Raw genomic sequence first — 26,451 nt, forward strand, 5'->3', positions numbered from 1 at the left:
CGCGACGGCAGCCTTGGCTCATCGTGAGGAAGGGCAGGGTGCAACCGGGGTTTGGTTGCGCCCTGCCCTTCCTTGCGATTCGCTTGAGGCCGCCGCCGCGAGGAGACCACCCAAACCCCCACGCCCCGCCCTTGCTTTTCACCGATCTCCGAGCGATGGCCGGGGTCTGGGGCGGAGCCCCAGGGTGTTGATGCCCGACAGCCAGAGGGCAGCCAGCCAGGGGCAGCGCAGCCCAGGGAAACGGCCTACAGCCTGGGACCAGCCAGCCTAGGGCCGCGCTGCGAAGAAACGGCGACCCGGCTGGGACAGCCAGCCTGGGGTAGCGCCGCCCAGAGAAACGGTGAAACAGGCTAGGACAGCCAGCCTGGGGTAGCGCCGTCGAGGGAACGGCCAAACAGGCCAGCACAGCCAGCCTAGGGTCGCGCCGCCGAGGGAACGGCCAAACAGGCCAGCACAGCCAGCCTAGGGTCGCACCGCCCAAGGAAACGATAAAACGGGCCCGGACAGCCCGAGGTCACCCCTCGCCTAAGTCGCCTAACGGGAAGGTCAGGACGCCCTTCGGTAGCGGATATGAGTCGTCAACGGCGAATGCAGCACCTCGACCGGCTCGTAATCGAACTTGTCCACACCGTCGAAGATGCGCTCCCCGGAACCCAACAGTACGGGCGCAATGTCGAGGGTCAACTCATCGATGACGCCGGCGATCAACGCCTGCCGCACCGTCGAAGCCCCACCAGCGATGTCCACCCCCTTACCGTCCGCCGCCTCCAACGCCGCCGCATAGGCCGCGTCAAACCCCCCAGTAACAAAGTGGAACGTAGTCCCACCCTCCATCTCGATCGGCTCATGGGCGTGGTGGGTCAGGACGAACACCGGCGCGTGATACGGCGGCTCGGCACCCCACCACCCGGCCCACTCCTCGTCCCATTCCCCGCGGATGGGCCCGAACATGTTGCGGCCCATCACATACGCCCCCCTCGGGCGCATGAGCCACCCCGCAGCGACCTTGTTGGCCTCGGTGGCGCGCGGGTCCCCGATGTGCCAGCCGTGCAGTTCACGGCCCCGCAAACCCAGCGGGTTGTCACGACTCTGGTCGGGCCCGGCAACAAACCCATCCAGCGAGATCGACATGTGGCAGGTGGTGTCCGACACCGCGAACCTCCAAGTGATTGCGTTCTGCAAGCAGTCCTGCGGACGATAGCAGGCCCAAAGGAAAAGCAAGAGCCGAACTTGGAACGACAGGACGGCCGCCCGCTCCGCGTTTCGGCCCGCCGGCTCAATCAGACGGGACCCACGCCCCTCATATGCCATACAGGGACAACGGGATCAGGGCGAACGCTCCACTTCCTGCATGGACCAGCACCACTGGTCGCCGCATGCGCCGACACCGCCCGGCGGCGAACGCGTGATCACCGGGAAGCCCGTCCGGGTGAATCCCAGATGGACGGCCGACTCGTTGACCTCGGCATCGTTGTCGGAGCACAAGTCAAGTCCGGTGAAAGCTTCTTCGCCAAAGAAGGACGCGACGACACGGGCGTCGGGACCGGCTGGTGGTTCCGCGAGAACGACCGCGCTCACTTTGACGCGTGGCTGAGCCACCGGCTCCCCCATTTCATCGTCCTCCGCAACCTCGACGAACGCGTCTCCTATTGGGCGCCGATCACGAAACAGACCGTGAAGTACACCCGCAAGGGCGCCAAGGTGTTCGTCCCTCGCGCGAATGTTGTCGACGCCGCTAACGCCGGCCGACTACTCACTGCGGCAGCAGGCACCACTGTCAGAGCCAGCTGGGAAGGATCGGCATGGGCAGGCGCGATTCTCTCGCCGTCCCACCAATTGCGCCACGCTCTCATTGTGCCGCGATTGGTCGCACCCCACCCGAACCGCGGCACGGACGTGAAACTTACAGCCGCGCAGGTGACGGCCATGCTCATGCAGGTCAGGCTGCGCGACGTCGCCCGGCCCGAAGAAGAGGCTGAGTCTTACATCCCCAACCTGACCGCTCTGCCGCCCGATGCCGCCTGGGATTGGCGCTTCGCAGCGGCGCTGCTGCGATACATCAAGACCGGTGTCCCCGACGTGCTGTCGGGGCTGACGAGTTCTGACCTGCCGCCGTACCAGCAAGCCGCTGGAACCGTTGCTCATGCCGCCGGCTTGCTGGAGGACGGGCGCGCAGACGAAGCACTGGCGCTGCTGACCGCTCTGCTCGCGCGAGACGAGATGGACCTCATTGACCATGCCTGGGTCCAGCTGCAATACGCGAGAACGCTCAGCGAACTTGGTCACCGACAGCAGGCACGCGACGTGGCGCTCGACCTGATCGGCCTCGGCCAGTTGGCACCCGACGATGTCACCGCGGCCGCGATAGGCGGGGCCGCCCCGAACACCCTTTTGGCCGTCTCAGACTGGGATGCGGTCGAATTCGGCAGCACAATGTCGGCATCCGACACCACCGGATCCTGGTGGCGACATCAGGTCGCCGGCTGGGGGCTGTCAGCGCAGGCCGAGAGATCGTTCCGGGCGTGGACCCGCGACACCGGGGTGACAATCACCATGGTCGACGAGGCCTGGCAGTACCTGCGCTCGGCATCCCTGCTTGCAGGCATGGTCGGGGATCAGACGGCGTGGCGCGGCACCACCCGGGACCTGGCCGAGTACCTGTTGACAGACCGCGAGCACGGAGCAGACCCGGAGTCAGTCGCCGTGGCGCTGACCACGATGCGCCTGTGCGGCGACTACAAAGGACTGGCTCTCGCAGTACGAAGAGTGGTCAACGACGGTCACGCGGCGGCCGCACAGGCTGCTGCGCTCCTGACCGACCCGACCAATTCGACGCGTACACCAGCTCGGGCCGACCTGAGCATGCTGATTGAGTCGGGCGATCTGCTTCCTCGCGACCGTGCGGAACGCCTGGTCGAATGGACCTTGCGCACCTTCCACGATCCCGAGCCGTACGCAAGCCGCACCCGCCCCACCTTCATGGTGCGGCCGCTCCTGGTCGAGTTGCTTACCGCGCTGGTCGGCGCCGTCGGCGAGAACATCCATCACCAGCTCGCCGACTTCATCCTCGAATTGCCCGGGCTGACTGACCAATACCTGGCGGGTCGGATCGCCGGCCTGCTGCGACGACTCTCTCCTGCCGTATGGACACCGGACCGCGCTCGGAAAGCGGTCGACCGGGCCGGATCCGACGACCGGCAACTCGCGTACTCATTATTTGGCGCGGCTGCGACTTCCCTGCCGAGCGCCCGTGATCACCTGACGAACGAGGCGCGGAGTGGGTCACTGGGTGCGGTCGCGGCCCTCAGCGACGTCACTGCATTCGACACGGACCTGGTCAGTTCCCTGATCACCGCATTGACGGCGCGGCTGGAGGCACAGCTTCGTGACGCCGTACGAGGCGAGTATCCGCTGGGCGGCGTTGACCTCGGCCATGCCCTGACCGTGCTCAACGTGCACCACCCACAGCATGCCAACTGGGACCCCATCCTTCAGTTGCTCGAGGTGACCCGGTGTGGCGGGCACTTGGTCGGAGCGCTGAGCGTGCTGGCTCAACGCGTGGCAGACCTGCCCGAGGACGTAGCGGCCCGGCTGACCCCGCTCGCGGCGGCCATCGCGGACGGCCCCGAGCCGGCTCCGAGCCTGGTGGACAACAGCGACCCGCGTCCGCCCGCACGATGGCTCCAAGCCACGCTGGAACGCCGGGCCGGCGGCCAATGGCAACGACATCTGGCCTACCTGCTTCAGGCCGACACGCACAGCCGCCGCATTGCCGCGCTTCTGGCCGGCGGTGGAGACGACCAACTCAGTCTGGGCACTCTGATTGTTCTGGCAGGCGACCCCGAGCCGCAGGTGCGAGCAACCGCCGCAGGCTTCATAGCCGAGCCGCCCTCAACGATCGCGTCGCACGAGCACTTCTACCGAAGCTCGTCGCAGATCCCGGCGTACTTGTGGTCCGAGCACTGGCCGAGGCCGCGGCGAAACTACCGCAACTGCTCACACTCGATGAATTGCAGCTCCTAGCCGTACACATCTCCAGCAGGGTAAGAACCGCGTTCGCAAACCGCCCCCAGCCCCGGCCTGAGACACCGCAGCCTTGACCGGGCGACGGCCGGGGGGATTCGGGCTGGACGGGATGCGGCGGGGCTCGGTAGCCAGAGTTTCGATGGTGTTCGTCGTTGCCTTCGGCCGCGCGGACCCAGAATGGCAGTCCTGGGCGGTTCGCGTTCCCTGGGCAGCACGACCTCAACATGGCTCCCTTAGATGCCCGCCATCCCCCACGGCAGCACCACCCCAAGCTGGCTCCATAAAGATGCCCGCCATTCGTTCCCACAACCTGAACTGCTGGTTTGGGTTGTGGGAAGGGCGAAGACCCTGGGGCGCTGCCCCAGACCCCGGCCATCGCTCGGAGATCGGTGAAGAACAAGGACGGGGTGCGGGGTTTGGGTGGTCTCCTCGCGACGGCGGCCGGGAGCGAATCGCAAGGAAGGGCAGGGCGCAACCAAACCCCGGTTGCACCCTGCCCTTCCTCACGATGAGCTGGGGCTGCCGTCGCGAGGAGATCACCCAAACCTAGGTGGGGTCTGTTGAGAATCCGGCCGCCCTCGGGCTGGGTGCCGGCGCGCGGGCGGGCGTCGTCTGAGCTCGGCCGTTCTGGGGGTTGGTCTTTCGGTTTGAGCTTTCCCGTGGTTACCGCGAAGCGGTGCGCGACCGGCGAGGTCCGTCACACCAGCCACCCACCTACGTCGGCCTGCGCAAGCAATATCCCCTGGAATGACCGGCGCGGAGCCAGACCACCCAGGGCGACGGGGGTCCCTCAGCCTTTTCGGCACGGACCGGCCGGCGACCGAAGTCCTGGCCGTCACTTGATCCCATGCAAGGTTGGGGGCCGGGGTGACCCCTCATGGCAATAGATGGGTTACCGCCGTGAGGGGTCACCCCGGCCCCCAACCGTCCAAGCGCAAGCAATCTCTAGGACCCAAACAGAGTTCAGGCGCGGGCCCCGGTCAGCCGGGCCACGGCACGCTGCTTCAGGGCGAAACCCTGCTGTGCGGCATCCCGGAGGTTGGCGACCAGCGGAGACCGAGAGCGGCGGGCCCACGGCACAGGGACCTCAACGGTCCCGTACTTCGACTTGTAGGAATTCCCGCCGACGAAGTCGAACTCGGTCACCCCACGGGCGCGGGCCCACCTCAGCGCGTACCAGATCAGCGTCTCATTGGGACGCAGGTGCTGGTGCTCACGCCAACTGGCGCCGCCCCAGAAGTACATCGTGCGGTGATACCAGGGCAGCACCGCGGTGGCTATGCAACGGCCCGAACTGTCGCGGGCCCGCAACAACAGCAGCTGACCGGCCGGGGCCATGTGCCGGATCAGGGAACGGACGCGCTCGATCGAATAGGTGGGCACGAGATTCTGTTTTGCGAAAACGTCGCGTAACTGGTCGTAGAAATCGTCGGCGAAAGTCGGATCATCGACAACTTCCTCGACGAGCACTCCGCTTCGCTCCGCCTTCCGGATATTGCGCCGGCACGCGCTCGCCATCGTGGCGAACAGTGACTCCTCGGACGGTTCCAGACTGATCACCGCGGTGGGGGCGTCGGCCCATCGCAGGCCCAGGCCTTCGAGGTCGGCCGGGACCAGGCCGCGGTCGCGGATCTCCAGGTGGGCGCAGCCCAGGTCGGTGAAGGCGAACGGCATCAGCGCCTCCAGCGCGGCCCTCCGCGGCACGCCGGGGGCCAGGTTGAAGCCCACGTAGGACGTTGTCCAGCCGGCCATCGGGCTGCCGAGTATGCGCAGGCCGAAGCGCTTGGTGACCAGGCCGGTGAAGTGGCCGACGGTGGTGTCGCCGTCGGTCACGCGGGCCAGCACGGGCTCGGCCCGCTGGGTCTCGGCGACGAACCGCAGCCACGGCTCGGTGTGGAAGATCAAGCGGTCGTCGTAGGTCGCGCGCTCGGTCCAGATGTCGTCGGCCGGCGTCACCCGGTGCAGTCGCAGCATGCGTCACCCTCCGCCGAAATGGCGCGGCGTGCGCCGTCCCGAGGCTATTCCGCAAACGGGACGGAAGAACAGAGCGAGCACGTCATAAATGATGTGAAACATCCTCACGTACCTTATGACAATTGCTACTGACGCCGCCCGGGCGCCTTTTGCGAGGGTCGATACGGACGAGCCAGCCGGAGGGTGCCGATGCAGTCCCCGACCTTGATCAAACGACGCCTCAACGAGCTCGGGCTGCGCAGCCGGCTCCGGGCCCGGCCCCGTGTGCAGGGCCGCATTCTGGCCCCGGCCGGGGCGTTCCGGCGGCTGCCCGAGACCGGCGGGCTCTACTTCCCCTTCTATCACGACGTGCTCCCGGAGTACGCCGGCGACCTGCGCCGTCACCTGCTGGCGTTCCGCCGGCGCGGCCCGATGGTGAGCTGGAGTGAAGCGCTCACGATCCTGCGCGGGAACGAAACCCTGCACGGCCCGGTCTTCTGTCTCTCCTTCGACGACGCGCACGCCAGCTGGCGCGACGTCGTCGTCCCGGTGCTGCGCGAACTGGGCGTCCCGGCGATGTTCTTCGTGACCACCGGCCTGGTCGGGCAGCCCGGCAACCTCACCTGGGACGACTGCCGCGAGATCGCGTCGGCCGGCTTCGACTTCGGTTCGCACACGGTCACCCATCAGCGGCTGGCCGACCAGGGCGAGGCCGAGGCACGCCGCGAGCTCGTCGACTCCAAGCGCGAGCTGGAGGACGAGCTCGGCATCGCGATCAGGGACTTCGCGGCCCCGTACGGGCATCCGGCCGTCGATTTCGGCAAGCGCGACGTGACGGCGGCCCAGGAGGCCGGCTACACGAGTTTCGCCAGCACGCTCCGGCCCGCGATGCGGCCGGGCGACTCCCCCATGATGATCCACCGCCAGGGCCTGCACCCGGCCTGGCCGATCTGGGCTGTGAGGACACGAGTCCATGACTGAGACCAGAATCTGGTTGTCCCCGCCCGACGTCGGCGAGCTGGAACGCAAGCTGTTGCTCGAGGCGTTCGACTCGAACTGGGTCGCGCCGGTCGGCCCCGACCTCGACGCGTTCGAGGCGCAAGTGGCCGAGATCGTCGGCGTGCGCCACGCGGTCGCCCTCAGCAGCGGCACCGCCGCCCTGCACCTGGCCCTGGTCGCCGCGGGCGTGCGCACCGGCGACACCGTGCTGGTGCCGTCGTTCACCTTCGCCGCGACCGCCAACGCGGTCATGTATCTGGGCGCGCGTCCGGTCTTCCTCGACAGCACCACCGAAAGCTGGAACGTCGACCCGGCGCTGGTCACCGAGGAGCTGAAGCGGCGCTGCGCCAAGGGCCGCCCGCCGCGCGCGGTGATCGCGGTCGACATGTACGGCCAGTGCGCCGACTACGAGCCGCTGGTGGATGCCTGCGACCGCTACGGCGTGGCGCTGATCGAGGACGCGGCCGAGGCCCTGGGCGCGTCCTACCGCGACCGGCCGGCCGGATCGTTCGGCCTGGCCGGTGTGCTGTCGTTCAACGGCAACAAGATCATCACCACCGGCGGGGGCGGCATGATCGTCACCGACGACGACGGGGTCGCCCGCAAGGCCCGGCACCTGTCGACCCAGGCCCGTGAGCCGCTGCCGCACTACGAGCACCGGTCGGTCGGCTACAACTACCGGCTCAGCAACCTGCTCGCCGCGGTCGGCCGGGGTCAGCTCCAGCGGCTCGAGTCGATGATCGCCAACCGCCGCGAGACCGGCCGCTACTACCGGTCGGCGCTGGGCGACCTACCCGGCGTGACCTTCATGCCGATCGCCGCCTACGGCACGTCCAACTGGTGGCTCACCTGTCTGCTGATCGACCCCGACCGGTTCGGCGCGAGCCGCGACCGGGTGCTGGAACGTCTCGCCGCCCACGACATCGAGGCGCGGCCCACCTGGAAGCCGATGCACCTGCAACCGGTCTTCCGCGACTGCGTGATGCGCGGCGGCAAGGTCTGCGCCGATCTGTTCGACCGGGGGCTGTGCCTGCCGAGTGGTTCCGCGCTCACCGAGCACGACCGGGAACGCGTGGTGGCCGCCGTCCGCGCGGTGGCCGCCGAGCACGAGGGGTGAGCGGATGCACATCGTCTACATCCACCAGTACTACTGCAATCCCGGCATGGCGGGCGGCATCCGCTCGTACGAGCAGGCCCGCCGGCTCGTCGCGCAGGGACACACGGTCGACGTCATCACCACCGACATCACGGGCACGCACGGCAAGCTCGGCTGGCGGCAGACCGAGGACGACGGCGTACGGGTGCACTGGTTCTCGATCCCCTACAACAACTCGATGTCGTACGCCCGCCGGATCCGCGCGTTCTTCCAGTTCATGGCGGTCGCCACCACCAAGGCGGCGTCGCTGCGGGCCGACCTCGTCTTCGCCACCAGCACCCCGCTCACCGTCGCCGTCCCGGGCGTGCTCGCGGCCAAACTGCGCCGGGTGCCGTTCGTCTTCGAGGTGCGCGACCTGTGGCCCGAGGTGCCGATCGAGATGGGCGCGCTGCGCAACCCGGTGCTGCGTACGGCCGCCGGTGCTCTGGCGAACTTCGCCTACCGCAATGCGTCCGAGGTGGTGGCCCTGTCGCCGGGCATGGAGGCCGGAGTCAGGAAGCGACGACCGGGCACGCGTACGACCGTGATCCCCAACGCCGCCGACATGGCCCTGTTCGAAGTCGAACCCGAAGCCGTACAACAGTTCCGGGCGAAGCACGAGTGGCTGGGCGACCGGCCGCTGATCGTCTACACCGGAGCGCTGGGCGCGGTGAACGGCGTGGAATACCTGGTGCGCGCGGCCCGGCGGATGCGCGAGATCGACCCCGGGATCCGGGTGCTGATCGTGGGGCACGGCAAGGAGTGGGAGCCCACGAAGCGGCTCGCGGCCGAGCTCGGGCTGCTCGACGACACCGTACGGATGTGGGAGAAGGTCCCGAAGTCCGAGCTGCCGGTGATCCTCGGCGCGGCCACGATGTCGACCAGTTTCGTCCGCCCGATCCGCGCGCTGTGGGAGAACTCGGCCAACAAGTTCTTCGACGCGCTGGCCGCGGGCCGCCCGATCGCCGTCAACTACGGCGGCTGGCAGGCCGAGTTGCTTGAGGAGACCGGCGCCGGGCTGGTTCTCGACCCCACCGACACCGACGCGGCGGGCGAGCTGTTCGCCCGCTACTGCCGCGACGAAGCGTGGCTGGAGCAGGCCCGCATCGCCGCGCACAAGCTGGCCGTCGACCGGTTCTCCCGCGACATGCTCTTCGACCAGTTCGCCGCCGTCCTGACCCGCGCGAAGGCCGGGACGGAGAACCTGACCCGCGCGAAGGCCGGGACGGCAGAGAAATAGAGAAACACGAGCGACAAGCTAAGGGGTACGCAGCGTGGAACTGCGCGAGTACGTACGGGCGTGCCGGCGTCGATGGGCCTGGATCATCGTGCCGGTGCTGCTGGCCGCGGGCATCGCGGCCGGGCTGTCGCTCTCCCAGGAACCGGCCTACCGGTCGTCGATGGTCCTGTTCGTCACCACCGGCTCGGGCGACCCGGACGCCAGGGCCAGCCGCCTCAACTCGTACATCGCCCTGCTCACCGGCCCCCGGGTGGCGCAGAACGTCGTGGCCAAGCTGGGCCCGCCGCTGACCGCCGACCAGGTGCAGAAGAGCCTGTCGGCCGAGGTGCGGGCCGGCACCGACCTGCTCGTGGTGACGGCCAAGGACTCGTCGGCCGACCGCAGCCGCTCGATGGTCACGACCGCCACCGCGGCCCTGGTCGCGCTGGCCAAGAAGCTCGACCCGCCGAGCGCCGCCGCCGACGGCGGGCCACCGCCGCAGATCACCGTGGCCCAGGAGGCGGTGACCACCCAGGAACCCGGCAACCTGGCCCGCAACGTCGGTTTCTCGGCTGTGCTCGGACTCCTCGTGGGTGGGGTCGGGGTCGCGGTCCGCGAGGCGGCCCGCAAGACCGTCGCCGAGGAGGACGACCTGCGCCGCCTGGGCATCGGCACGGTCGGCGTCATCTCACTGACCGGCCGCTGGGCCCGGTCCGGGCAGGCCGATTCGGCGCTGGCCGAGGCGTTCCGGCGGTTGCGCAGCCTGTTGCCGGCCGACCTGACCGCCGAACGCACCCGCGGCCACGGCACCTCGTTGCTGATCACCGCGGCCAACCCCAAGGAGGGCACCACCGCGGTCGCCTGCGGCCTGGCCATCGCGCTGGCCGAGACCGGCGCACGGGTGCTGCTGGTCGACGCCAACCTGCGCTCCCCCGGCGTCGGCCGCTATCTGTCGATGGAGGGCGGGCCGGGCCTGGCCGACGTGCTGGCCGGGCGGGCCCAGGTGAACGACGTGCTGCGCGATCCCCTGCAGGGGCGGCTCACCGTGCTGCCGCCGGGCGAGAAGCGGCACGACCCGGGGCAGGTGCTCGCCTCGCCCCGGCTGGCCACGACCGTACGGGATCTGACCTCGCGCTTCGACGTCGTGCTGGTGGACGCGCCCCCGCTGCACGGGGTGGCCGACGCCGCCGTGCTGGGCAAGGTGACCGACGGCGCGCTGCTGGTGGTGCGGGCCAACCGCACCCGCACGGCCGACGTGCAGCGCTCGACCGACCTGCTGGAACGGATCGGCGCCCGGCTGGTCGGGGCGGTGCTCAACGCCCTGCCGCGACGGCTGCCCGACTCCCCGGCCCCGCCCCACGAGCGACCGGCGTTCCCGGCTCCGATGGACAGCCCCGGACTGGTCACCACGCTGCTCGGCGGCGAGGACGAGCCGGAGGATCCGCTGCCCCCGCCCAACCCGGTCAGTGGCCGGGCCCGGGTGACGGCCGACCTGAGCCACAGCGTGATCGCCCAGCGGAAGCCCGAGGACAGCACGACCACGCAGCGGATCGTGCCGCCGAAACCCCAGCCCGAGGAGGACGACGGGACCGCGACGCAACGGATCATCCCGCCGCCGAAGGTCCCGGCCGTCGACAGCGCCGCCGTCTCGCTCAACGGCCACGGCAAGGCCGTCGTCCGGGGCAAGGCCACCGTGGCCGAGGACGACGAGCCGGGAGACCGGGATGAGTGAGGTCGCGCTGCGCGAGGCGCCACCCCGGCGGCCCGGACCGGCGGGCTGGGTCTCCCAGCAGCTGCGGGAGCCGTACGTGCAGCTCTTCGCCTCCCAGCTGCTCACCGGGGGCGTGGCCTTCGTCGCCAACATCCTCATGGTGCGGGCCCTCGCGCCGGCCCACCGCGGCGAAGTGGCGCTGATGCTGCAGGTGGTCTACCTCGCGACGCAGTTCATGCTGCTGGGCACCGAACGCAGCTTCGTCGCCAACTATCACGAGGCCGCCCCGGGCGCGGCCGTCAGGGCGTACGGGAAGCTCCTGATCGTCCCCTGCGCGGTGGGACTGCTGCTGGCCGGGGCGTACGAGGTCATCGCGCCCGCCCACTACAACCCCGGGCTGCTCGTGATCGGGCTGATCGCGGCCTACACGCTGGTCGAGGTGGCCGGTCTGGCCACGCGCTCGATCGCGATCGCGGCCGGCCGGGTGGGCGACTTCCTGGTGTGCCGGGTCGTCGAGGCGATCCTGCTGCTGGCCCTGCTGGTCGTGCTCTATCTGGCGAACACGACCACCCCGGCCGTCTGGATCGTGGCCTACCTGATCGCGGGGCTGCTGCCGACGGTCGTCTACATCGTCCTCTGGCTGCGGAGCCCGGGTGCCGCGCTGAGCGATCACAACCGCGCCGTACGCCGGGAAGGCCTTTCGCTGTTCCCCGCCGCGATCTCGAACATGGCCATGCTGAGGTCGGACCGCCTGGCCCTGCCCGCCCTGGCCTCGACCTCGGCCCTCGGCATCTACACCGCCGTGGCCACGATGACCGAGCTGCTGGCGTGGCCGGTGCGCGCCTACGCCGACGCCAAGCTCGGCAAGTGGCGCAAGGACCACAACAACGGCCGCCTGCCGACCCGCCCGATCCTGCTCGCAGTCGCCGCCTACTGCCTGGTCGTCGCCCCGATCGCGGCCGGCGCGCTCTATCTGCTCATCGTCCCGGTCTTCGGCCACGAGTACGCCCAGGCCAAGTCGGTCGTGGTGCCGCTGGTGGCCGCGGCCGGGCTCTACGCGGTCTCGCGCGTGACGCTGGGCCTGCTCATCGCCAAGGGCCGGGGCAGCCTGGTGTCGGCCGCCGAGATCACCGGTTTCGTGGTCAGCTTCGCCGCCTACCTGCTGCTGATCCCGCCGTTCGGCATCCTCGGCGCGGCCTACGGCTCGCTGGTCGGCTATGGCTCGTGCCTGCTGTTCGCGCTGGTCACCAACCAGGTGACGGGTGACCGCGAATGAGCCCCTGGCTGCGCACTCCGCGGGTCTTCCTGGCGCCCGGTCTGGTGCTGATCCTGGTCGCGATCGGCGGGCGGTTCACGCTCGACCGCGCCGGATACACCGACCTGGCCTGGGTCGACCTGCGGGTGATCGGCCTGCTGGTCGCCCTGGCCGTCCTGATCGTCGACATCGCCCGGCGGCCGTTCCTGGAAACGGCCGCGGAACGACGTGAGGGCTGGCTGGTCGCCACCGCGTTGTTCTTCCTGTTCCAGATCGCCTCGGGCCTGTGGGCGCCGGCGGCTTCGCGGGTCGGGCCGCAGACGGTCGACCTGGTGCTGATGGGGGCGCTGGTTGTCGCGTTCTACCTGTACGCCGTGGGCGACCCCGAGACGGTCGTGAAGACGGCGTTCCTGTTGTTCTACATCGCCGCCATCGTGTTCGCGCTCGCCGCGCTGTTCGTCAACGGGCCGGGCGAGCAGGGCCGGTACTCGGCGTTCGGCGGTGGTCCCAACGTCTTCGTCCGCATCGAGATCCTGGGCGTCATCAGCGCGATCGCCCTGGCCCTGTTCCGCCGCCGGCTGTGGCCGCTGCTCGCGACCCCGCTGTTCGGGCTGGCCGCTGTGCTCTCCGGCTCGCGGGCGGGCCTGCTCGCGGCGGCCGCGGTGGGTGCGGTCGCCCTGTTCAAGATCCGGCGCCGGTTGCATCCGGGCGCCATCGCCGGCGCGCTCGTCTTCGTCGCGGCCGCGGTCGCCACCATCTGGGCCTTCGCGCCGCCCGCGTTCACCAACCTGTTCCAGGAACGGTTCGTGGAGCAGACCGTGCAGGAGCGCTACCTGTCCGACCGCACCGACATCTGGGCGGCGGCCTGGCAGCTCGCGGTCGACCATCCGATCGCCGGCGCCGGGCTGGACGGCTTCTACGGGCTCGTCGGCGTCAACCAGTTCGTCGAGTACCCGCACAACTACGTGCTCGGCGTCGCGGCCGAGGGCGGCCTGATCGGCATCGGCCTGCTCACCGCGGCGGTGCTGTTGTGGACGACCACCGTGCACGGCGGCGGCCACCGGCCCCAGCTGACCGGGCTGGCCGTCGCGGCCGCCGTCTTCGTCGGACTGAGCAGCCTGTTCTCCGGCGACTACTACGACTCCCGGCTGGCCTGGCTGTTCGCCGCGATGGCGGCGGCGGCCGCGGTCGTGCCGGTCCCGGCCAAGACTCTCGAGGAGGTGCCCGCGTGAACGCGCGTATCGGGCGCCGGGCCCTGTTGCTCGCCACGGCCGGCGGTGTTCTCGCCGCCTGTGGCGCGAAGGAGAAGGACGTCACCGGAACGTTGAGCCCGCTGCCTGCCGAGCCGGACCGCCCGGTGGTCGAGGCGGCCGTGCTCAAGCCGGTCAGCTACTGGGCCGGCGTGTTCCTGCGCGGCTGGAACTACCAGGCCGAGGTGGGCCTGCCGATGACCCGGTCCGGTGACAGCTGGGACCACTACAACGTCTCGTACACGCTGGACTCGCTGGTGGCGATGTTCCGGGCCACCGGGGAGCGCCGCTATCTCGACCGGGCCCTGCAGTTCACCGAGAACGTGGTCGGCACGGCCAAGGCGGTGCGCGGCGGCTATCTCGGGTGGACCTCGGCCCAGGAGGGGAACACCGAGGTTCCGCTGTATGAGAGCTACTTCTGGCGGTACGGGAGCGCCCTGCTCGTCGCCATGAAGGAGAAGGACCTCGCGGACTACCGGACGCGCTACAACCGGCTGCTGTCGTTCACCGAGAAGCACGTGTTCGAGAAGTGGTACTCGCGCGGGCCCGACGAGACCCTCTACCGCGAACGTACGCACATGACCGCGCACTGGGGGCTGATCGCCCTGAACCTGGCGCAGGTCACCGGCGACGCGACCCGGCGGCAGCGCTACCGCACGGTCGTGGCCGACGTCGACCGGCACGTGCCCGGCTACGGCGGCGGGCTCAAGCAGCAGATGCGCCGCAACCCGGTCGAGTCGACCGCCTATTTCTGGAGCGACGTCTGGGGTTCGGGCCAGCGCCCGGGTCAGGACGTCAGCCACGGCAACGGCGTCATGGCGTACGTGGTGGAGGCGCGCGACCGCGGCACCACCTGGACCAAGGCCGACATGGCGGCCTTCGCCCGACTGCTGACCCGGGTCGTCTGGCCCGGCGGCACGACCTATCGCGCCTATGTGGACGGCACCGGCACCGACAACGGGTGGTTCTCGGACGGCTTCGTCAAGCTCGGCCGCTTCGACCCGGGGGTCCAGCAGCGGCTGGAGAGCCACCGCGTCGTCAACGACCAGTTCGCCGCCAACATGGCCCTCAACGCGCGGATCCTGCGCCCGTAGGCCGTTTCCGCGTCCGGAGAAGGAGACAAGACACATGACAGCAGCGCTCGTGGGACCGGCGGCACGCGAATGGAAGGAGGCCCTGCACCGCACCCGGCACGACACGTACCACCTGCCCGGATACGTCACCCTGGACGCGGCGCTGTGTTCCGGCACCCCGGCCGCCTTCTGGTACTCCGACGGCAGCCGGCAGCTCCTGCTCCCCCTGATCCTGCGGGAGATTCCCGGCACCGGGCTGCGGGACGCGCTTTCGCCGTACGGGTATCCCGGCCCCGTCAGCGACGCCATGCCCGGCGACCGCGACTTCTGGGAGCGGGCCTGTGTGGCGATGCTCGAGACCCTGCGTGGCGAGGGCGTCGTGACCGCGTTCGTCCGCATGCACCCGCTGCTGCCGGCGCCACTGCCGGTGCTCGCCCGCTTCGGCACGCTCGTGCACCACGGCGAGACCGTCTCGATGGACCTCACGGTCAGCCTCGAGGAGATGTGGAAGCAGACCCGCAGCGACCACCGCAACCACATCAACCGCGCGCGGCGGGCCGGCACCGAGGTCGTCTTCGACGACTGGGACCGGCTCGGGGAGTGGGTCGAGGTCTACCACGACAACATGCGGCGGGTCGGCGCGACCGACTACTACTTCTTCACCCGCGAGCACCTGGCCGCGATGCACGACGCGATGGGCGACCGCATGCACCTGGCGGTGGCGCTGGAGGACGGCGAAGTGGTCGGGGGCAACACGTTCTTCGAGCACCACGGCATCGCCACCGGATACGTGTCGTCCACGCGGCGGGCGCCCAAGCGGTACGCCGACGAGATGCTCTACGACGAGGTGCGGCGATGGTGCAAGGCCCGCGGCAACACGGTCTTCCACCTGGGCGGGGGCAAGGGTGGGGCGCGGGACTCGCTGTTCTCGTACAAGGCCGGGTTCTCGCCCCGGGAGCATCCGTTCCACACCTGGCGGGTGGTGACCGACCGGCCCGCGTACGAGGAAATGGTCTTCGCTCTCGGCCGTGAGACCGACGAGTCCGGCTCGTTCCCGCCCTACCGTTAGGAGCACGCGATGCGCATCACCTGTGTCGGCGGCGGACCCGCCGGACTGTATTTCGCGGTGCTGGCCAAGCTCGCCGACCCCGCGCACGAGGTCACCGTGCTGGAACGCAACCCGCCGGGCGTCACCTACGGGTGGGGTGTGGTCTTCTGGGACGACCTGTTGGACGAGCTTTTCGCGTACGACCGGGTGAGCGCGCAACGGATCTGGGACGCGGCCTGCAAGTGGGACGAGTACGAGGTGCGCGCCACCGGCAAGGCCGTCACGCATCTCGCGGGGTATGGGTTCAGTCTTGGGCGGCACAAGCTGCTGTCGCTGTTGTCGGAGCGGGCCGTCGAGCTCGGAGTGCGGGTCTCTTACCGGTCCGATTTGTCCGACACGCCTGATGCGGACCTCGTTGTGGCCTGCGACGGCGCGGGCAGCCAGCTCCGCTCCTCCGCTGCCGTGCATTTCGGCACCGAGGTGTCGCTGGGCCGCAACAAGTACATCTGGCTCGGCACCCCGCACGTCTTCGACACGTTCACGTTCGGCTTCGAGAAGACCCACGCCGGCTGGATCTGGTACCACGCCTACCCGTTCGACGAGAACACGAGCACGTTCATCGTCGAGTGCACCCCCGAGGTGTGGTCGGCGCTGGAACTCGACCGGCTCGACGCGGCGGCCGGCTGCGCCCGGCTCGAGACCGTCTTCGCCGGGCACCTCGGCGGGCAGCGGCTCATCGACCGCGGCAACGGCTGGATGAACTTCCGCCGGGTGACCAACCAGCGCTGGGACAACGGCAACGTGGTGCTGATGGGCGACGCCGCGCACACCACGCACTTCGCGATCGGCTCGGGCACCAAACTGGCCATGCAGGACGCGATGGCGCTGGCCGACGCGCTCGCGCTGCCCGGCGATCTGCCGCAGGCGCTGGAACGTTACGAGCACCGCCGCCGGGCCGCCCTCGCCCCGTTGCAGCGGGCCGCGCTGGCCAGCAGCGAGTGGTTCGAGCGGATGCCCGAATATGCGGATCTCCCGTCGACGCGTTTCTCGTACGCGCTGTCCGACCGCCGCGGCGAGTATCCATTGTGGCGTTACTTGTTGCACCTGAGCACCCAGCGGTCGGTGCCGAGAGCGATGCTGCGCTCGGCCCTGAGCGCACGACGATGGAGCCGGGCCCGGCGCCGCCCCGATGCCGAGCCGCGGGTTCCCCTACTCACAGGAGGTTGACTATGGCCGATGCCGCACTGCTGTCACCCCGGGACCCGGCCTGGACGGAGGCACTCGACCGGGTCCGGCACGACATCTACCACATCCCCGAGTACGTGCGGCTCGACGCCGGCCTGACCGGTGGTACTCCGGTGGCCTTCCGGTACGACGAGGCGGATCGTGTCTTTCTGCTGCCCCTGCTGCTGCGGCCGGTACCCGACACCGACCTGCAGGACGCGACCTCCCCGTACGGATACCCGGGCCCCGTCGGCAGCGAGGATGCTGCCTTCTGGTCGCGTGCGGCCGGCATGATGCGAGAACTGCTGTGCACCGAGGGGGTGGTCACCGCGTTCGCGCGGCTCCATCCGCTGCTCGCCGGCCCGCACGAGGCGCTGGCCCCGGCCGGCACGCTGCTGAACCACGGCGAGACCGTCTCGATCGACCTCACGCTCAGCCTGGACGAGCTCTGGTCGCAGACGCACCGCAGCCACCGCAACCAGATCAACAAGGCGACCCGGGCCGGGGTCGAGATCGTCTTCGACGACTGGACCCTCTACGACACCTGGATCGACACGTACCACGCCACGATGCGTCGCGTCGGGGCGACCGATTTCTACTTCTTCGGCACCGAGCATTTCCACAACCTGCGCGACGCCCTCGCCGACCACGTCCACCTCGCCGTCGCCGCCCTCGACGGCCGGGTCCTCGGGGGCAACCTGTTCTTCGAGTACGACGGCATGATGCACACCCACCTGCAGTCGACGGCGGACGCCCCGATCCACTACGCCGACAAACTGCTCTACCACGCCGTACGCACGTGGGGCCGGGAGCGGGGCAACCGGATCTACCACCTGGGCGGGGGCGTCGGCGGCTCGGCCGACTCCCTGTTCCGCTACAAGTCCCAGTTCGCGGCCGGACGCCACCGGTTCCACACGTGGCGCGTCATCACCGACCCGAGCAACTTCGAGAAGCTGGCCGGCCCGCCCACACCCGAGTCGCTGACCGGCCGGTTCCCGCCCTACCGCTGAGCGTTCACGAGGTGCCCCCGCTCGCCGGGGGCACCTTCCGTTCGCCCACCCACTGCTCGGCGCCCCACGCCTCGAACCGCTCCGTCTCGGTGAAGCCGAGCTTGGCGGCCAGGCTCATCGAGGCCAGGTTGGCGCTCTGGGTGATGAGCACAACCGGCTCGCCGGGGCAAGCCCGGTCGAACCAGTCGAGGGCCGCGCCGCAGGCCTCGGCGGCGTAGCCGGAGCCCCACGCCCGAGCCAGGAACAGGTAACCGAGGTCGGCCTTGTCCGCCACCGCCGGGCGACGGTCGGCCGCCCAGCGCCGGACCAGGACGTGGCCGATCATCGCGCCGTCGAGCTCGACCACCAGGCTGCCCGGCCACCGTTCGGGAATCTCCGGCACGTCAGCCGTCTGGGGGCCGCCCAGGAACCGGGTGACCTCGGGTGACGTCTGCAGCTCGACGAAGGCCGGCCGGTCACGGGCCTCGGACTCGCGCAGCACGAGCCGTCCGGTGTGGATCGGATCCGGCGGCCAGGGAACGCCGGTGAGAGGTTCGGTCATGCCGGTCAGGAAACCACAACCCTGCCGGCGGTCAGGACGGCCGCGACGCGGTGCACGTCGACGGGCTCGCAGCGGTGGTCGACCGGGACGGTCAGGACCCGGGCGGCCAGGGCGGCGGCTTCGTCGTCGTCGCTGCGGAACGAGCCCTGCCGCCAGTGGACGGGGGCATAGACGCCGTGGCCGGCCAGGTGGCGCAGCAGGTCGTTGCGGGCCGGCTCGTCGGTGCAGAGCAGCTGGACCCGGAAGGGGGCGGCGCCGCGGGCCCAGGCGCCGGGCGGGGCGAGCAGGGTGGCGCGGGGGTGGTCGGCCGCATCCAGCAACACCTCCAGGGCGCGGGCGTTGCGGGTGCTCGCCGTACGGATGGCATCGATGTCGAGGGCGGGCAGGACGGCCGCGGTGAAGGCGCTCGGTGGGGCCTCGCTGCCCAGCAGGATGTGTTCGCCCTGCTGCTGCTGCGCGCGGAACGCGTCCTTGGGCACGGGGCTGCCGTTGAGCCAGGCCGCCTTCAGCACCATCGCGGCCAGTTTCAGATGGCTGCCCTCGGCGGGCGGGCCGAACGGGACCGGCACGTCGAGGCCCTGGGGCGACCACAGCAGGCCGCCGTCGGGGACGGGCAGGGTCTTGCGGAGCGACGCTACGGCGTACGGGGAAATGCTTGTGGTCGCCCACGGGCCGAAGGGGTCGTGCGAGTGGTCCTCGATCACCGTGATGTCCGGATGAGCCGTGATCCAGTCGCGCCAGACCTCGCCGGTCTCGCGGCCGAACAGGTTCTGGGCCAGCACGATGTCGCCGGGCCGGGCCTCCAGCGTCGCCAGGCGCGGGCCGTGACCGTCGGGCCGGTGGTGATACCAGGCCACCGGCATGAGGGCGCTCAACGCCTCGGCCACGCCCATGCAGAAGAACGACGGGACGTGCAGGCGGCCGGGCCGGTTCAGCCGCCGCAGCAGGGCGGTCATCGCGCCGCAGCCGGTGGCGAAGAGCCGGCCCGGGAGGTTGTGCTCGACACCGCCGAGCAGCCCCGGGTCCCAGTGGAACTCGGAGCCGATCTCGCGGGACTCAGGCAGCACGCTGGATACCCTCCGCCTCGACCTTCTCCTCGGCGCGGGCGATGTTCAGCGTGTCGATGTGCACCGGCGGCTCGCCGCGGCGCAGGTCGGTGAACGTGCGGCCGATGATGCGCAGGTCGAGCAGCGGTGACCAGTGGTCGACGTACCAGCGGTCGAGGATGAACCGTTGCGGCCAGTCGATGTCGTCGCGGCCGTTGACCTGGGCCCAGCCGGTGATGCCGGGCTTCACCTCGAGGCGGCGGGCGTCCAGCGGCGAATAGTTGGCGACCTGCGGCAGCACGTCGGGGCGGGGGCCGACCAGCAGCATCTGCCCGGCCAGCACGTTGAGCAGCTGGGGCAGCTCGTCGAGGCTGGTGCGGCGCAGGAAACGGCCGCAGCGGGTGATGCGCGGATCGTTCTCGACGAGGCCGAACGGGTCGTCGATGCCGAGCTCGGCGCTCCTGGCCACCGCATTGTGCACCATCGAGCGGAACTTGAGCATGCGGAACGGCTTGCCGCGCAGACCCGCGCGGTCCTGCACGAACAGGATGCCGGGGCCGTCGGTGACGCGGATCCACAAGGCGACGCCGAGCAGCACCGGGGACAGCAGGATCAGGGCGACGGCGGCGGTCAACTGGTTGAGAAGTGCCCAGACGAGCTTCACAGCGTCTCCACGTTTTCTCCGGTGAGGCGGTGGCGGGTGTCCAGCACGTACGCGGCGTGCTCGACGACGTGGTCGAGGTCGAACACGTCGTGGTCGGCCAGCAGCACGACCGCGTCGGCCGCGGCCAGCTGGTCGGCGGTCGGGGCGACCCGGACGACGCGCCGGTCGACCTGCGCGTCCTCGACCACGTGGGGATCGGCGGCCCGTACGTCGGCGCCCATGTCGAGCAGCAGCGAGGCCACCCGCCGGGCCGGCGACTCCCGGGCGTCGCCGCTGTTCTTCTTGTAGGCGAGGCCGAGCAGCAGGATGGTCGAGCCGTTGACCGCCTTGCGCCGCTCGTTCAGGGCCGCGACCAGACGGCGTACGACGTAATCGGGCATGTGGTTGTTGATGTCGTTGGCCAGCTCGACGAAGCGGAAGCTCTGCCCGAGGGTCCGCTGCACCCGCCACGACAGATAGGACGGGTCGATCGGCAGGCAGTGGCCGCCGACCCCCGGCCCGGGAACAAAGCGCAGATAGCCGAACGGCTTGGAGGACGCGGCGTCGATCGCCTCCCAGACGTCGATGCCGAGGTCGTGGGCGAAGACGGCCAGTTCGTTGACGAGCGCGATGTTGACGTGCCGGAACGTGTTCTCCAGCAGCTTGGCCAGTTCGGCCGTCTTGCAGTCGCCGACCGGAACGGTCTTGGCGACGATCTCGCGGTAGAAGGCGTCGATGCGTTCCAGCGAGGCCGGGTTGATGCCGGAGACCACCTTGGGTGTCGTCTCCAGCGTCCACTCGCGGTTGCCGGGGTCGATGCGCTCGGGGCTGTAACCCAGATAGAAGTCGTCGCCCGCGATCAGGCCGGAGCCCTCCTCGAGCAGCGGGGCGACGAGGTCGGTGGTGGTGCCCGGATAGGTGGTCGACTCGAGAGCCACGGTGGCGCCGGGACGCAGATAGCGGGCCAGGGTGCGGGCCGACTCCTCGATGTATTTGAGGTCGGGGGTGCCCTCGCGCAGCGGGGTGGGCACGGCGATGACCGCGATGTCGAAGCCGGCGCACGAGCGCGGGTCGGCCGACGGCTGGAAGTTGCCGGCGTCGAGCAGCTCGCGCAGCTCGGCCGAGGAGACGTCGTCCACGTAGGACTCGCCGGCGGCGAGCCGTTTGATCCGCTCGTCGTCGACGTCGAAGCCGACGACGTGGTGACCGACCCGGGCCGCGCGGACGGCGAGTGGCAGCCCGACGTATCCCTGACCGACGATGACGACCCGCATGGGGCTCCTCCTGGCTTGTGATCAGCTGGCTTTGAGGTAGTGCGGCCGCGCTACAGAGAGGGCTGGGCTGTCGGCGAGCCAGCGCATGACCGCGATCAGCTCGGGCCGGGCGGCGGTCGGGTCGAGCAGGGAGAGCGCGGCCCCGTCGAGCGGCGGCACCGGCACCTGCGAGATGAGCGGATGGTTCGGGCGGCGGTCGGGCTCGTGCGCGCCGAACAGGCTCTCGTGCATCTTCTCGCCGGGCCGCAGTCCGGTGTAGACGATCGAGATGTGCCGTTCGGCGGCGTCGGCCAGGCGGCGCGCGACGTCGGCGATGCGGACCGGTTCACCCATGTCGAGCACCAGCACCTCGCCCGCGCTGTCGAGGGCGCCCGCCTGCACGACCAGGCGGACGGCCTCCTGGACGGTCATGAAGAACCGGGACACCTCGGGGTGGGTGACGGTGATCGGGCCGCCCGACTCGACCTGGGCCGCGAACGCGGTGAGCACCGAGCCGCGGCTGCCCAGCACGTTGCCGAACCGGACGCTGCAGTAGGTGCCGGGGCCGGACTCGTCGGCGGCGGCGGTGAGCCGTTCGGTGATGCGCTTGGAATAGCCGAGCACGCTGCCCGGGTCGGCGGCCTTGTCGGTCGAGATGTTCACCAGCCGCTCGACGCCGTGGCGCAGCGCGGTCCGCAGGATCTGGTAGGTCCCGATGATGTTGGTCTTGAGGGCCTCGGAGGGGTGCATCTCGAGCAGCGGCAGGTGTTTGAGGGCGGCCGCGTGGAAGACCACCTGCGGGCGGTGCTCGGCGAACACCTCGTCGAGCCGCTCCTGGTCGCGGATGTCGGCCACGACCAGGTTGCGGTCGTCGAGCAGGCCGCGGCCGTCCATCGAGAGCTGCACGGCGTGCAGGCCGGACTCGTCGCGGTCGAGCATGACCAGGCTGGCCGGGTCGAAACGGACGAGCTGGCGGCACAGCTCGGAGCCGATCGAGCCGCCGGCGCCGGTGACGAGCACGCGTTTGCCGGTGAGGTAGCCGGCAATCGCCTGCAGGTCGAGCCCGATCTCGCGACGGCCGAGCAGGTCGGCGTGGCTGACCGGGCGGATGTCGTCGACGCTGACCGTGCGGCCGAACAGCTCGACCACCGGCGGCACGACCTTGATCTCGACGTTCGTGGGCCGGGCCAGATCGGTCAGCTCGCGGACGAGGTCGGCGCCGGCGCTCGGGATGGCGATCAGCACGACGTCGGCCTCGTAACGGCTCACCACCTGGGCCATCGCGTGCCGGGTGCCGGCCACCGGCACGCCCATCACGCGCAGGGTGCGTTTGGCCGGGTCGTCGTCGAGAAGGGCGACCGGCACGTACGGGCTGTCGGGGTTGCGCAGCATGGCCCGCACGACCTGTTCGGCGCCCTCGCCCGCGCCCATCACAACGACCCGGCTGCCGTGCTCGGGTGAGGGCCGCAGACGCTGGTCCCGCGCGAGGCGTACGGCGTAGCGCACGCCCGCGGCGAGGACCAGCGCGATGAGCCCGGAGGCGATGATGGCCGACCGCGGCACGAGCCGGCCGAGCAGCGTGTCCAGGATGAAGAGCACCGGGGTGGTGACGGCCGCGGTCTTGGCGAGCGCCGCGATCTCTTCGAAGCACCCGTACGCCCACCGGCCCGTGTAGAGCCCGAAACGCAACCCGACCGCGGTGTGCACGACGGCCGCTACCGCCGCGAGCGCCAGCACCCGGAGCGGGTGCGACTCGGTCAGGTTGCCGTCGTGCCGCAGCACGGTGGCGATGAGCAGCGCGAGGCCGAGGGCCAGCGCGTCGACGCCGGCCCGGGCCGCCCGGCCGCGCAGGATCGCCCCGGTCCGGTACGAGCCGGGCCATCGACCCCCCGCGTCGTCCGTGTCCACATGCGGCGCCGCACTGCGTACCTGCATGAAATCCTCCTTGCGCGGACGCCCGGAAAGTTTTCTTCGGCAGGCAAGGAAAATGCGCCCCAGGAAAGGATTCATGGGAGCGGAATTGATGATTCGTCGCCTGCGTTGTTCGCTGAGTTCTGAGCGTGCCAGGAGGGGCTGGATGAATACAGTGGCAATTGTCATGCACGATGTGAGGATGGCTCACGTCTCACATGACACCCGCCCTGGCCAGGCAGATCACGAGGATAGCGCCATTTCGTGAACATGAATGTCTCTCTAGTTTCGCATGACATTTGCGACTGTCATTCATGCTCCAACCTCTGCGAACGTCCATTTCGGGGGGCGCGCAATCGCATTGCCGACAATGTGAAGAGCGGGAGGGGAAAATGGCCGTTCGGGTGCTGCACGTCATCAGCGCCCGGGCCGGCGACGGCGCCGAGCACCAACTGCGGTTGCTGATCGGTCATCTTCCGCACCGGAGCGAGGTGGTCACGCTGTCGCCACCCGGGCCGGCGCTGTCGGCGATGCGGGCCGACGGCACGGCCGTGCACGAGTTGGTCGCCACCCGCGACCTCGACCCGGGAACGATCGTCCGGCTGCGCCGCCTGGCCCTGCGCGGCGGTTTCGACGTGGTGCACACCCACCTGTTCCGGGCGACCGTGCAGGGCCGGCTCGCGGCCTGGCTGGCCGGGATCGCCCACCTGGTCGCCACCGAGTACCACCTCGACGAGGGCCGGCGGACGGCGCTGGCCTACCGCACCGGAACCCGGGGCCGGTTCACCGTCGCGGTGTCGGCGGCGATCGCCGACCGCCTGCGCCGCTGGGGCATGCCCGACGACCGGCTGACGGTGATCCCCAAGGCACTCGACCCGGCCGAGTTCCGCTTCGACCCCGGGCTGCGCGCGGCGGCCCGGGCCCGGCTGCGCATCCCGCCGGGCACGCCGGTGATCGGCGGGCTGGGCCGGCTCGAACCGCGCAAGCGGTTCGACGTGCTGATCCGGGCCGTCGGCGAGGTGCCGGACGCGGTGCTGCTGCTGGTCGGCGACGGCCCGGCCCGCGTTGCCCTGGAACGGCTGGCGGCGATCGAGGGCGTCTCCGACCGGGTGCGTTTCGCCGGGCCGGTGCGGCACGCGCGCGAGATGCTCTGCGCCATGGACGTGTTCGCCTCACCCGGGCGCGAGACGTTCGGCCTGGTCGTGCTGGAGGCGATCGCGGCCGGGTTGCCGGCGCTCTATGCGGCCTGCGAACCGTTGCAGGACCGGACCGTCGAGGGGGCGCGGCGGCTCACCCCGCACGATCCGGAGTCGCTGCCGCGGGCGTTGCGGGCCGAGGTGCTCTGCCTCTCGGAACGGTCCGGTGGGCGGCTCGAGCCTCGGTCGGCGGGCGAACGGTACGACGCGGGGCGGATGGCGGCTTCGGTCGGTGAGCTCTACGAGCGGGTCAGCGGCTCGGGTGCTGGGTGAGTTTTGTGCTTTGTGCTCTGTGCTTTGGCTTTTCGGCCGGCGCTCTTACGGGTGCGGCAGTGGCTCGGGCCGGCGGGCGACGGACCAGCGGTCGAGGGCGCGGGCGGCGGCCGGAGCCTGGATGATCACCCAGCCCAGCCAGGCGCCGAGGGTGTTGGCGATCAGGTCGTTGGTGTCGGCCCACCGGTTGCCGTGCAGGAAGAACAGCAGCAGGCCCTGGGTCGTCTCGATGGTGAGGCTGATCAGGAAGCCGGTCAGCACGACCCGGCGGCGGTCGCGCACCCCGGCCACCACCCGCAGCGCCGCGGCCAGCGGCACCAGCATGATGACGTTGAGGAGGAAGTCGTCGACCCGCATGGTGACGAACGGGACCAGCAGGAACCGGTAGAGCTCGGGGCTTCCGGCCTCGGGACCCCAGGCGATGTCGAGCGGGAGCATGGTCGCGCCGAGAACGGCCACCGCGTACCAGCCGGCGGCCCACATCGCGATCAGGCGACCCGGGGCCAGCGCGCGCAGGCGGAGCAGCACGACCACCGTCACGACCATGATCGTCGTCCCGAGCGGGATCAGGATCGGGAGCGCGGGAACCTCGAGCTGACCGGAAGGCACCGGAACAACGGTACCCACCGCGGCTCCGGTTCCCCTGGACGTCAGCTCCTGCCGCCTTTTCCGCCGCCCGTTTCGCGGTCGGCTTTCGTGTCAGCGGAGCCAGCCGTCCTTGCGGGCGATCCGGATCGCGTCGAGGCGGTTGCGGGCGCCCGTTTTGGCGATGATGGCCGACAGGTAGTTGCGCACGGTTCCGCCGGAGAGGAACAACTTGCGGGCGATCTCCTTGACCGGCTCCCCCTCGGCGGCCAGCCCCAGCACCTCGAGCTCGCGCGTGGTCAGTCCCTTGTCGGTCAGCAGGGAAGCCGTCTGCAGCCGCGGTGACACCACTCGCTCGCCGCCGGCCAGACGCCGTACGGAATCGGCCAGAAGCGACGCCGAAGCATCTTTGGGCAGAAAGTTGAGCGGACCGGACCGATGTCGCGGCGGCAGCATGCCCCGCTTGTTGGGGTCGCAGAGCAGCAGCAACGCGCAGGAGGGGTTGGCCGTGCGCACCGCGTTGGCCACGGGCAGCACCTGACTCACCATGTATTCCGTGTCGATGACGATCACGGAGGGCCACATCTCGGACGCCACCTGCGGCAGATCGTTGCCGAACGGGAGCGTGCCGATGAAATGCATGTCGGGGTTCGACTCGAGCAGGGCACGGACGGGGACGCCGAAATATCCCTCGTCTCTGGCCACCGCAACCCGGATCACCACATCACCTCGCCGATGGACGCCAGCACCCGTGCCCGGACCCTCGTGTCCGGCAGGCACCCAAAGCTCGTTCCTGTGTACTCCTGCTTGTCTATTCGTCGCGGTCGAGTCAACGGATGGCCCGGACCTTTGAGAAACTTCTTCGCACCCAGCTCACGGCACACTTGTGCCACCGGCCCCACGCACTCCGGCGCCTTCTCACCGTAACGTCTCCGTCACAGTGGGGCGACCGGCCTAGCCGATCAAACGACCCAAGTGCACCGGATCTCCTGATCGGACAGTCGGAAATCCGCCCGAAATGCCCAGGAAACGATCTCGTGACCGTCTATGAAGGACGGAAGCCCTCGCGGGGCTTCCCGCAGGGGCGGCGGGCAAGCACT

General features: G+C 70.0%; 21 protein-coding genes. 12 read left to right on the forward strand and 9 right to left on the reverse strand.

Features of this window, described 5'->3' with window-relative positions:
• Positions 1 to 546 precede the first annotated feature (546 nt).
• Positions 547 to 1,152 carry a dihydrofolate reductase family protein gene (locus JIG36_RS48090; protein WP_203383643.1) on the reverse strand — a complete coding sequence of 202 codons (606 nt, stop codon included), beginning with the start codon at positions 1,150 to 1,152 and terminating at the stop codon, positions 547 to 549.
• Here JIG36_RS48090 and JIG36_RS48095 point away from each other — a divergent pair.
• Complete coding sequence (locus tag JIG36_RS48095) at positions 1,132 to 4,023, forward strand: DUF4365 domain-containing protein (RefSeq protein ID WP_438870814.1); 2,892 nt, start codon at positions 1,132 to 1,134, stop codon at positions 4,021 to 4,023. The genes JIG36_RS48090 and JIG36_RS48095 overlap by 21 nt on opposite strands.
• Before the next feature lie 966 nt (positions 4,024 to 4,989).
• On the opposite strand, the gene JIG36_RS48100 is transcribed toward JIG36_RS48095, so the two are convergent.
• Positions 4,990 to 6,000, reverse strand: coding sequence for a GNAT family N-acetyltransferase (locus JIG36_RS48100; protein ID WP_203383645.1), 1,011 nt, complete (start codon positions 5,998 to 6,000; stop codon positions 4,990 to 4,992).
• A gap of 189 nt (positions 6,001 to 6,189) precedes the next feature.
• On the opposite strand from JIG36_RS48100, the gene JIG36_RS48105 reads away from it, so the two are divergent.
• From JIG36_RS48105 to JIG36_RS48150, 10 genes are read left to right on the forward strand one after another with little or no spacing between them, the layout of a single operon-like run.
• On the forward strand, positions 6,190 to 6,960 hold the full coding sequence (locus tag JIG36_RS48105) for a polysaccharide deacetylase family protein (RefSeq protein ID WP_203383646.1): 771 nt from the start codon (positions 6,190 to 6,192) through the stop codon (positions 6,958 to 6,960).
• Positions 6,953 to 8,095 (forward strand): aminotransferase class I/II-fold pyridoxal phosphate-dependent enzyme, encoded by a 1,143-nt coding sequence (locus JIG36_RS48110; RefSeq protein WP_203383647.1) that lies wholly within the window; start codon positions 6,953 to 6,955, stop codon positions 8,093 to 8,095. Before JIG36_RS48105 ends, JIG36_RS48110 begins: the two co-directional genes overlap by 8 nt.
• A gap of 4 nt (positions 8,096 to 8,099) precedes the next feature.
• Positions 8,100 to 9,353 carry a glycosyltransferase family 4 protein gene (locus tag JIG36_RS48115; protein ID WP_203383648.1) on the forward strand — a complete coding sequence of 418 codons (1,254 nt, stop codon included), beginning with the start codon at positions 8,100 to 8,102 and terminating at the stop codon, positions 9,351 to 9,353.
• 34 nt (positions 9,354 to 9,387) lie between these two features.
• Positions 9,388 to 11,064, forward strand: a complete 1,677-nt coding sequence (locus tag JIG36_RS48120; RefSeq protein WP_203383649.1) for a tyrosine-protein kinase domain-containing protein — start codon at positions 9,388 to 9,390, stop codon at positions 11,062 to 11,064.
• Positions 11,057 to 12,319 (forward strand): lipopolysaccharide biosynthesis protein, encoded by a 1,263-nt coding sequence (locus JIG36_RS48125; RefSeq protein ID WP_203383650.1) that lies wholly within the window; start codon positions 11,057 to 11,059, stop codon positions 12,317 to 12,319. The genes JIG36_RS48120 and JIG36_RS48125 overlap by 8 nt, the downstream gene beginning before the upstream one ends.
• Complete coding sequence (locus JIG36_RS48130) at positions 12,316 to 13,530, forward strand: O-antigen ligase family protein (RefSeq protein ID WP_203383651.1); 1,215 nt, start codon at positions 12,316 to 12,318, stop codon at positions 13,528 to 13,530. The genes JIG36_RS48125 and JIG36_RS48130 overlap by 4 nt, the downstream gene beginning before the upstream one ends.
• A complete protein-coding gene (locus JIG36_RS48135; protein WP_203383652.1) occupies positions 13,527 to 14,642 on the forward strand; it encodes a hypothetical protein in 1,116 nt (371 codons plus the stop codon). Before JIG36_RS48130 ends, JIG36_RS48135 begins: the two co-directional genes overlap by 4 nt.
• Positions 14,643 to 14,676: 34 nt before the next feature.
• Entirely contained in the window at positions 14,677 to 15,690 is a 1,014-nt protein-coding gene (locus tag JIG36_RS48140; protein ID WP_203383653.1) for a GNAT family N-acetyltransferase, read from the forward strand.
• Positions 15,691 to 15,699: 9 nt separating this feature from the next.
• Positions 15,700 to 16,896, forward strand: coding sequence for an FAD-dependent monooxygenase (locus tag JIG36_RS48145; RefSeq protein WP_203383654.1), 1,197 nt, complete (start codon positions 15,700 to 15,702; stop codon positions 16,894 to 16,896).
• Positions 16,897 to 16,898: 2 nt separating this feature from the next.
• Positions 16,899 to 17,903 (forward strand): GNAT family N-acetyltransferase, encoded by a 1,005-nt coding sequence (locus tag JIG36_RS48150; protein WP_203383655.1) that lies wholly within the window; start codon positions 16,899 to 16,901, stop codon positions 17,901 to 17,903.
• A gap of 4 nt (positions 17,904 to 17,907) precedes the next feature.
• On the opposite strand, the gene JIG36_RS48155 is transcribed toward JIG36_RS48150, so the two are convergent.
• From JIG36_RS48155 to JIG36_RS48175, 5 genes are read right to left on the reverse strand one after another with little or no spacing between them, the layout of a single operon-like run.
• Positions 17,908 to 18,444 carry a GNAT family N-acetyltransferase gene (locus JIG36_RS48155; protein ID WP_203383656.1) on the reverse strand — a complete coding sequence of 179 codons (537 nt, stop codon included), beginning with the start codon at positions 18,442 to 18,444 and terminating at the stop codon, positions 17,908 to 17,910.
• Positions 18,445 to 18,449: 5 nt separating this feature from the next.
• Positions 18,450 to 19,511 carry a hypothetical protein gene (locus JIG36_RS48160; protein ID WP_307873212.1) on the reverse strand — a complete coding sequence of 354 codons (1,062 nt, stop codon included), beginning with the start codon at positions 19,509 to 19,511 and terminating at the stop codon, positions 18,450 to 18,452.
• Entirely contained in the window at positions 19,501 to 20,154 is a 654-nt protein-coding gene (locus JIG36_RS48165; RefSeq protein WP_203383657.1) for a sugar transferase, read from the reverse strand. The genes JIG36_RS48160 and JIG36_RS48165 overlap by 11 nt, the downstream gene beginning before the upstream one ends.
• The gene (locus tag JIG36_RS48170; RefSeq protein ID WP_203383658.1) at positions 20,151 to 21,407 is read right to left on the reverse strand and encodes a nucleotide sugar dehydrogenase; all 1,257 of its coding nucleotides are present in this window, start codon (positions 21,405 to 21,407) and stop codon (positions 20,151 to 20,153) included. Before JIG36_RS48170 ends, JIG36_RS48165 begins: the two co-directional genes overlap by 4 nt.
• Positions 21,408 to 21,428: 21 nt before the next feature.
• Positions 21,429 to 23,321: a nucleoside-diphosphate sugar epimerase/dehydratase gene (locus JIG36_RS48175; RefSeq protein ID WP_203383659.1), complete on the reverse strand. Its 1,893-nt coding sequence runs from the start codon at positions 23,319 to 23,321 to the stop codon at positions 21,429 to 21,431.
• 368 nt (positions 23,322 to 23,689) lie between these two features.
• On the opposite strand from JIG36_RS48175, the gene JIG36_RS48180 reads away from it, so the two are divergent.
• Positions 23,690 to 24,766 carry a glycosyltransferase gene (locus tag JIG36_RS48180; RefSeq protein WP_203383660.1) on the forward strand — a complete coding sequence of 359 codons (1,077 nt, stop codon included), beginning with the start codon at positions 23,690 to 23,692 and terminating at the stop codon, positions 24,764 to 24,766.
• Positions 24,767 to 24,811: 45 nt separating this feature from the next.
• On the opposite strand, the gene JIG36_RS48185 is transcribed toward JIG36_RS48180, so the two are convergent.
• Positions 24,812 to 25,375 carry a VanZ family protein gene (locus JIG36_RS48185; protein ID WP_203383661.1) on the reverse strand — a complete coding sequence of 188 codons (564 nt, stop codon included), beginning with the start codon at positions 25,373 to 25,375 and terminating at the stop codon, positions 24,812 to 24,814.
• 90 nt (positions 25,376 to 25,465) lie between these two features.
• Positions 25,466 to 26,071: a response regulator transcription factor gene (locus tag JIG36_RS48190; RefSeq protein WP_203383662.1), complete on the reverse strand. Its 606-nt coding sequence runs from the start codon at positions 26,069 to 26,071 to the stop codon at positions 25,466 to 25,468.
• Between the last annotated feature and the right edge of the window lie 380 nt (positions 26,072 to 26,451).

The sequence above is a fragment of the Paractinoplanes ovalisporus genome, assembly GCF_016834655.1.
Taxonomy (GTDB): domain Bacteria; phylum Actinomycetota; class Actinomycetes; order Mycobacteriales; family Micromonosporaceae; genus Actinoplanes; species Actinoplanes ovalisporus.

Excerpts from the sequence above, each read along its gene's own strand:
- JIG36_RS48125 (WP_203383650.1), top strand. The coding sequence starts at position 11,057 with ATGAGTGAGGTCGCGCTGCGCGAGGCGCCACCCCGGCGGCCCGGACCG.
- JIG36_RS48110 (WP_203383647.1), top strand. The coding sequence starts at position 6,953 with ATGACTGAGACCAGAATCTGGTTGTCCCCGCCCGACGTCGGCGAGCTG.
- JIG36_RS48100 (WP_203383645.1), bottom strand. The coding sequence starts at position 6,000 with ATGCTGCGACTGCACCGGGTGACGCCGGCCGACGACATCTGGACCGAG.
- JIG36_RS48105 (WP_203383646.1), top strand. The coding sequence starts at position 6,190 with ATGCAGTCCCCGACCTTGATCAAACGACGCCTCAACGAGCTCGGGCTG.
- JIG36_RS48140 (WP_203383653.1), top strand. The coding sequence starts at position 14,677 with ATGACAGCAGCGCTCGTGGGACCGGCGGCACGCGAATGGAAGGAGGCC.
- JIG36_RS48115 (WP_203383648.1), top strand. The coding sequence starts at position 8,100 with ATGCACATCGTCTACATCCACCAGTACTACTGCAATCCCGGCATGGCG.
- JIG36_RS48155 (WP_203383656.1), bottom strand. The coding sequence starts at position 18,444 with ATGACCGAACCTCTCACCGGCGTTCCCTGGCCGCCGGATCCGATCCAC.
- JIG36_RS48150 (WP_203383655.1), top strand. The coding sequence starts at position 16,899 with ATGGCCGATGCCGCACTGCTGTCACCCCGGGACCCGGCCTGGACGGAG.
- JIG36_RS48145 (WP_203383654.1), top strand. The coding sequence starts at position 15,700 with ATGCGCATCACCTGTGTCGGCGGCGGACCCGCCGGACTGTATTTCGCG.
- JIG36_RS48175 (WP_203383659.1), bottom strand. The coding sequence starts at position 23,321 with ATGCAGGTACGCAGTGCGGCGCCGCATGTGGACACGGACGACGCGGGG.
- JIG36_RS48170 (WP_203383658.1), bottom strand. The coding sequence starts at position 21,407 with ATGCGGGTCGTCATCGTCGGTCAGGGATACGTCGGGCTGCCACTCGCC.
- JIG36_RS48180 (WP_203383660.1), top strand. The coding sequence starts at position 23,690 with ATGGCCGTTCGGGTGCTGCACGTCATCAGCGCCCGGGCCGGCGACGGC.
- JIG36_RS48130 (WP_203383651.1), top strand. The coding sequence starts at position 12,316 with ATGAGCCCCTGGCTGCGCACTCCGCGGGTCTTCCTGGCGCCCGGTCTG.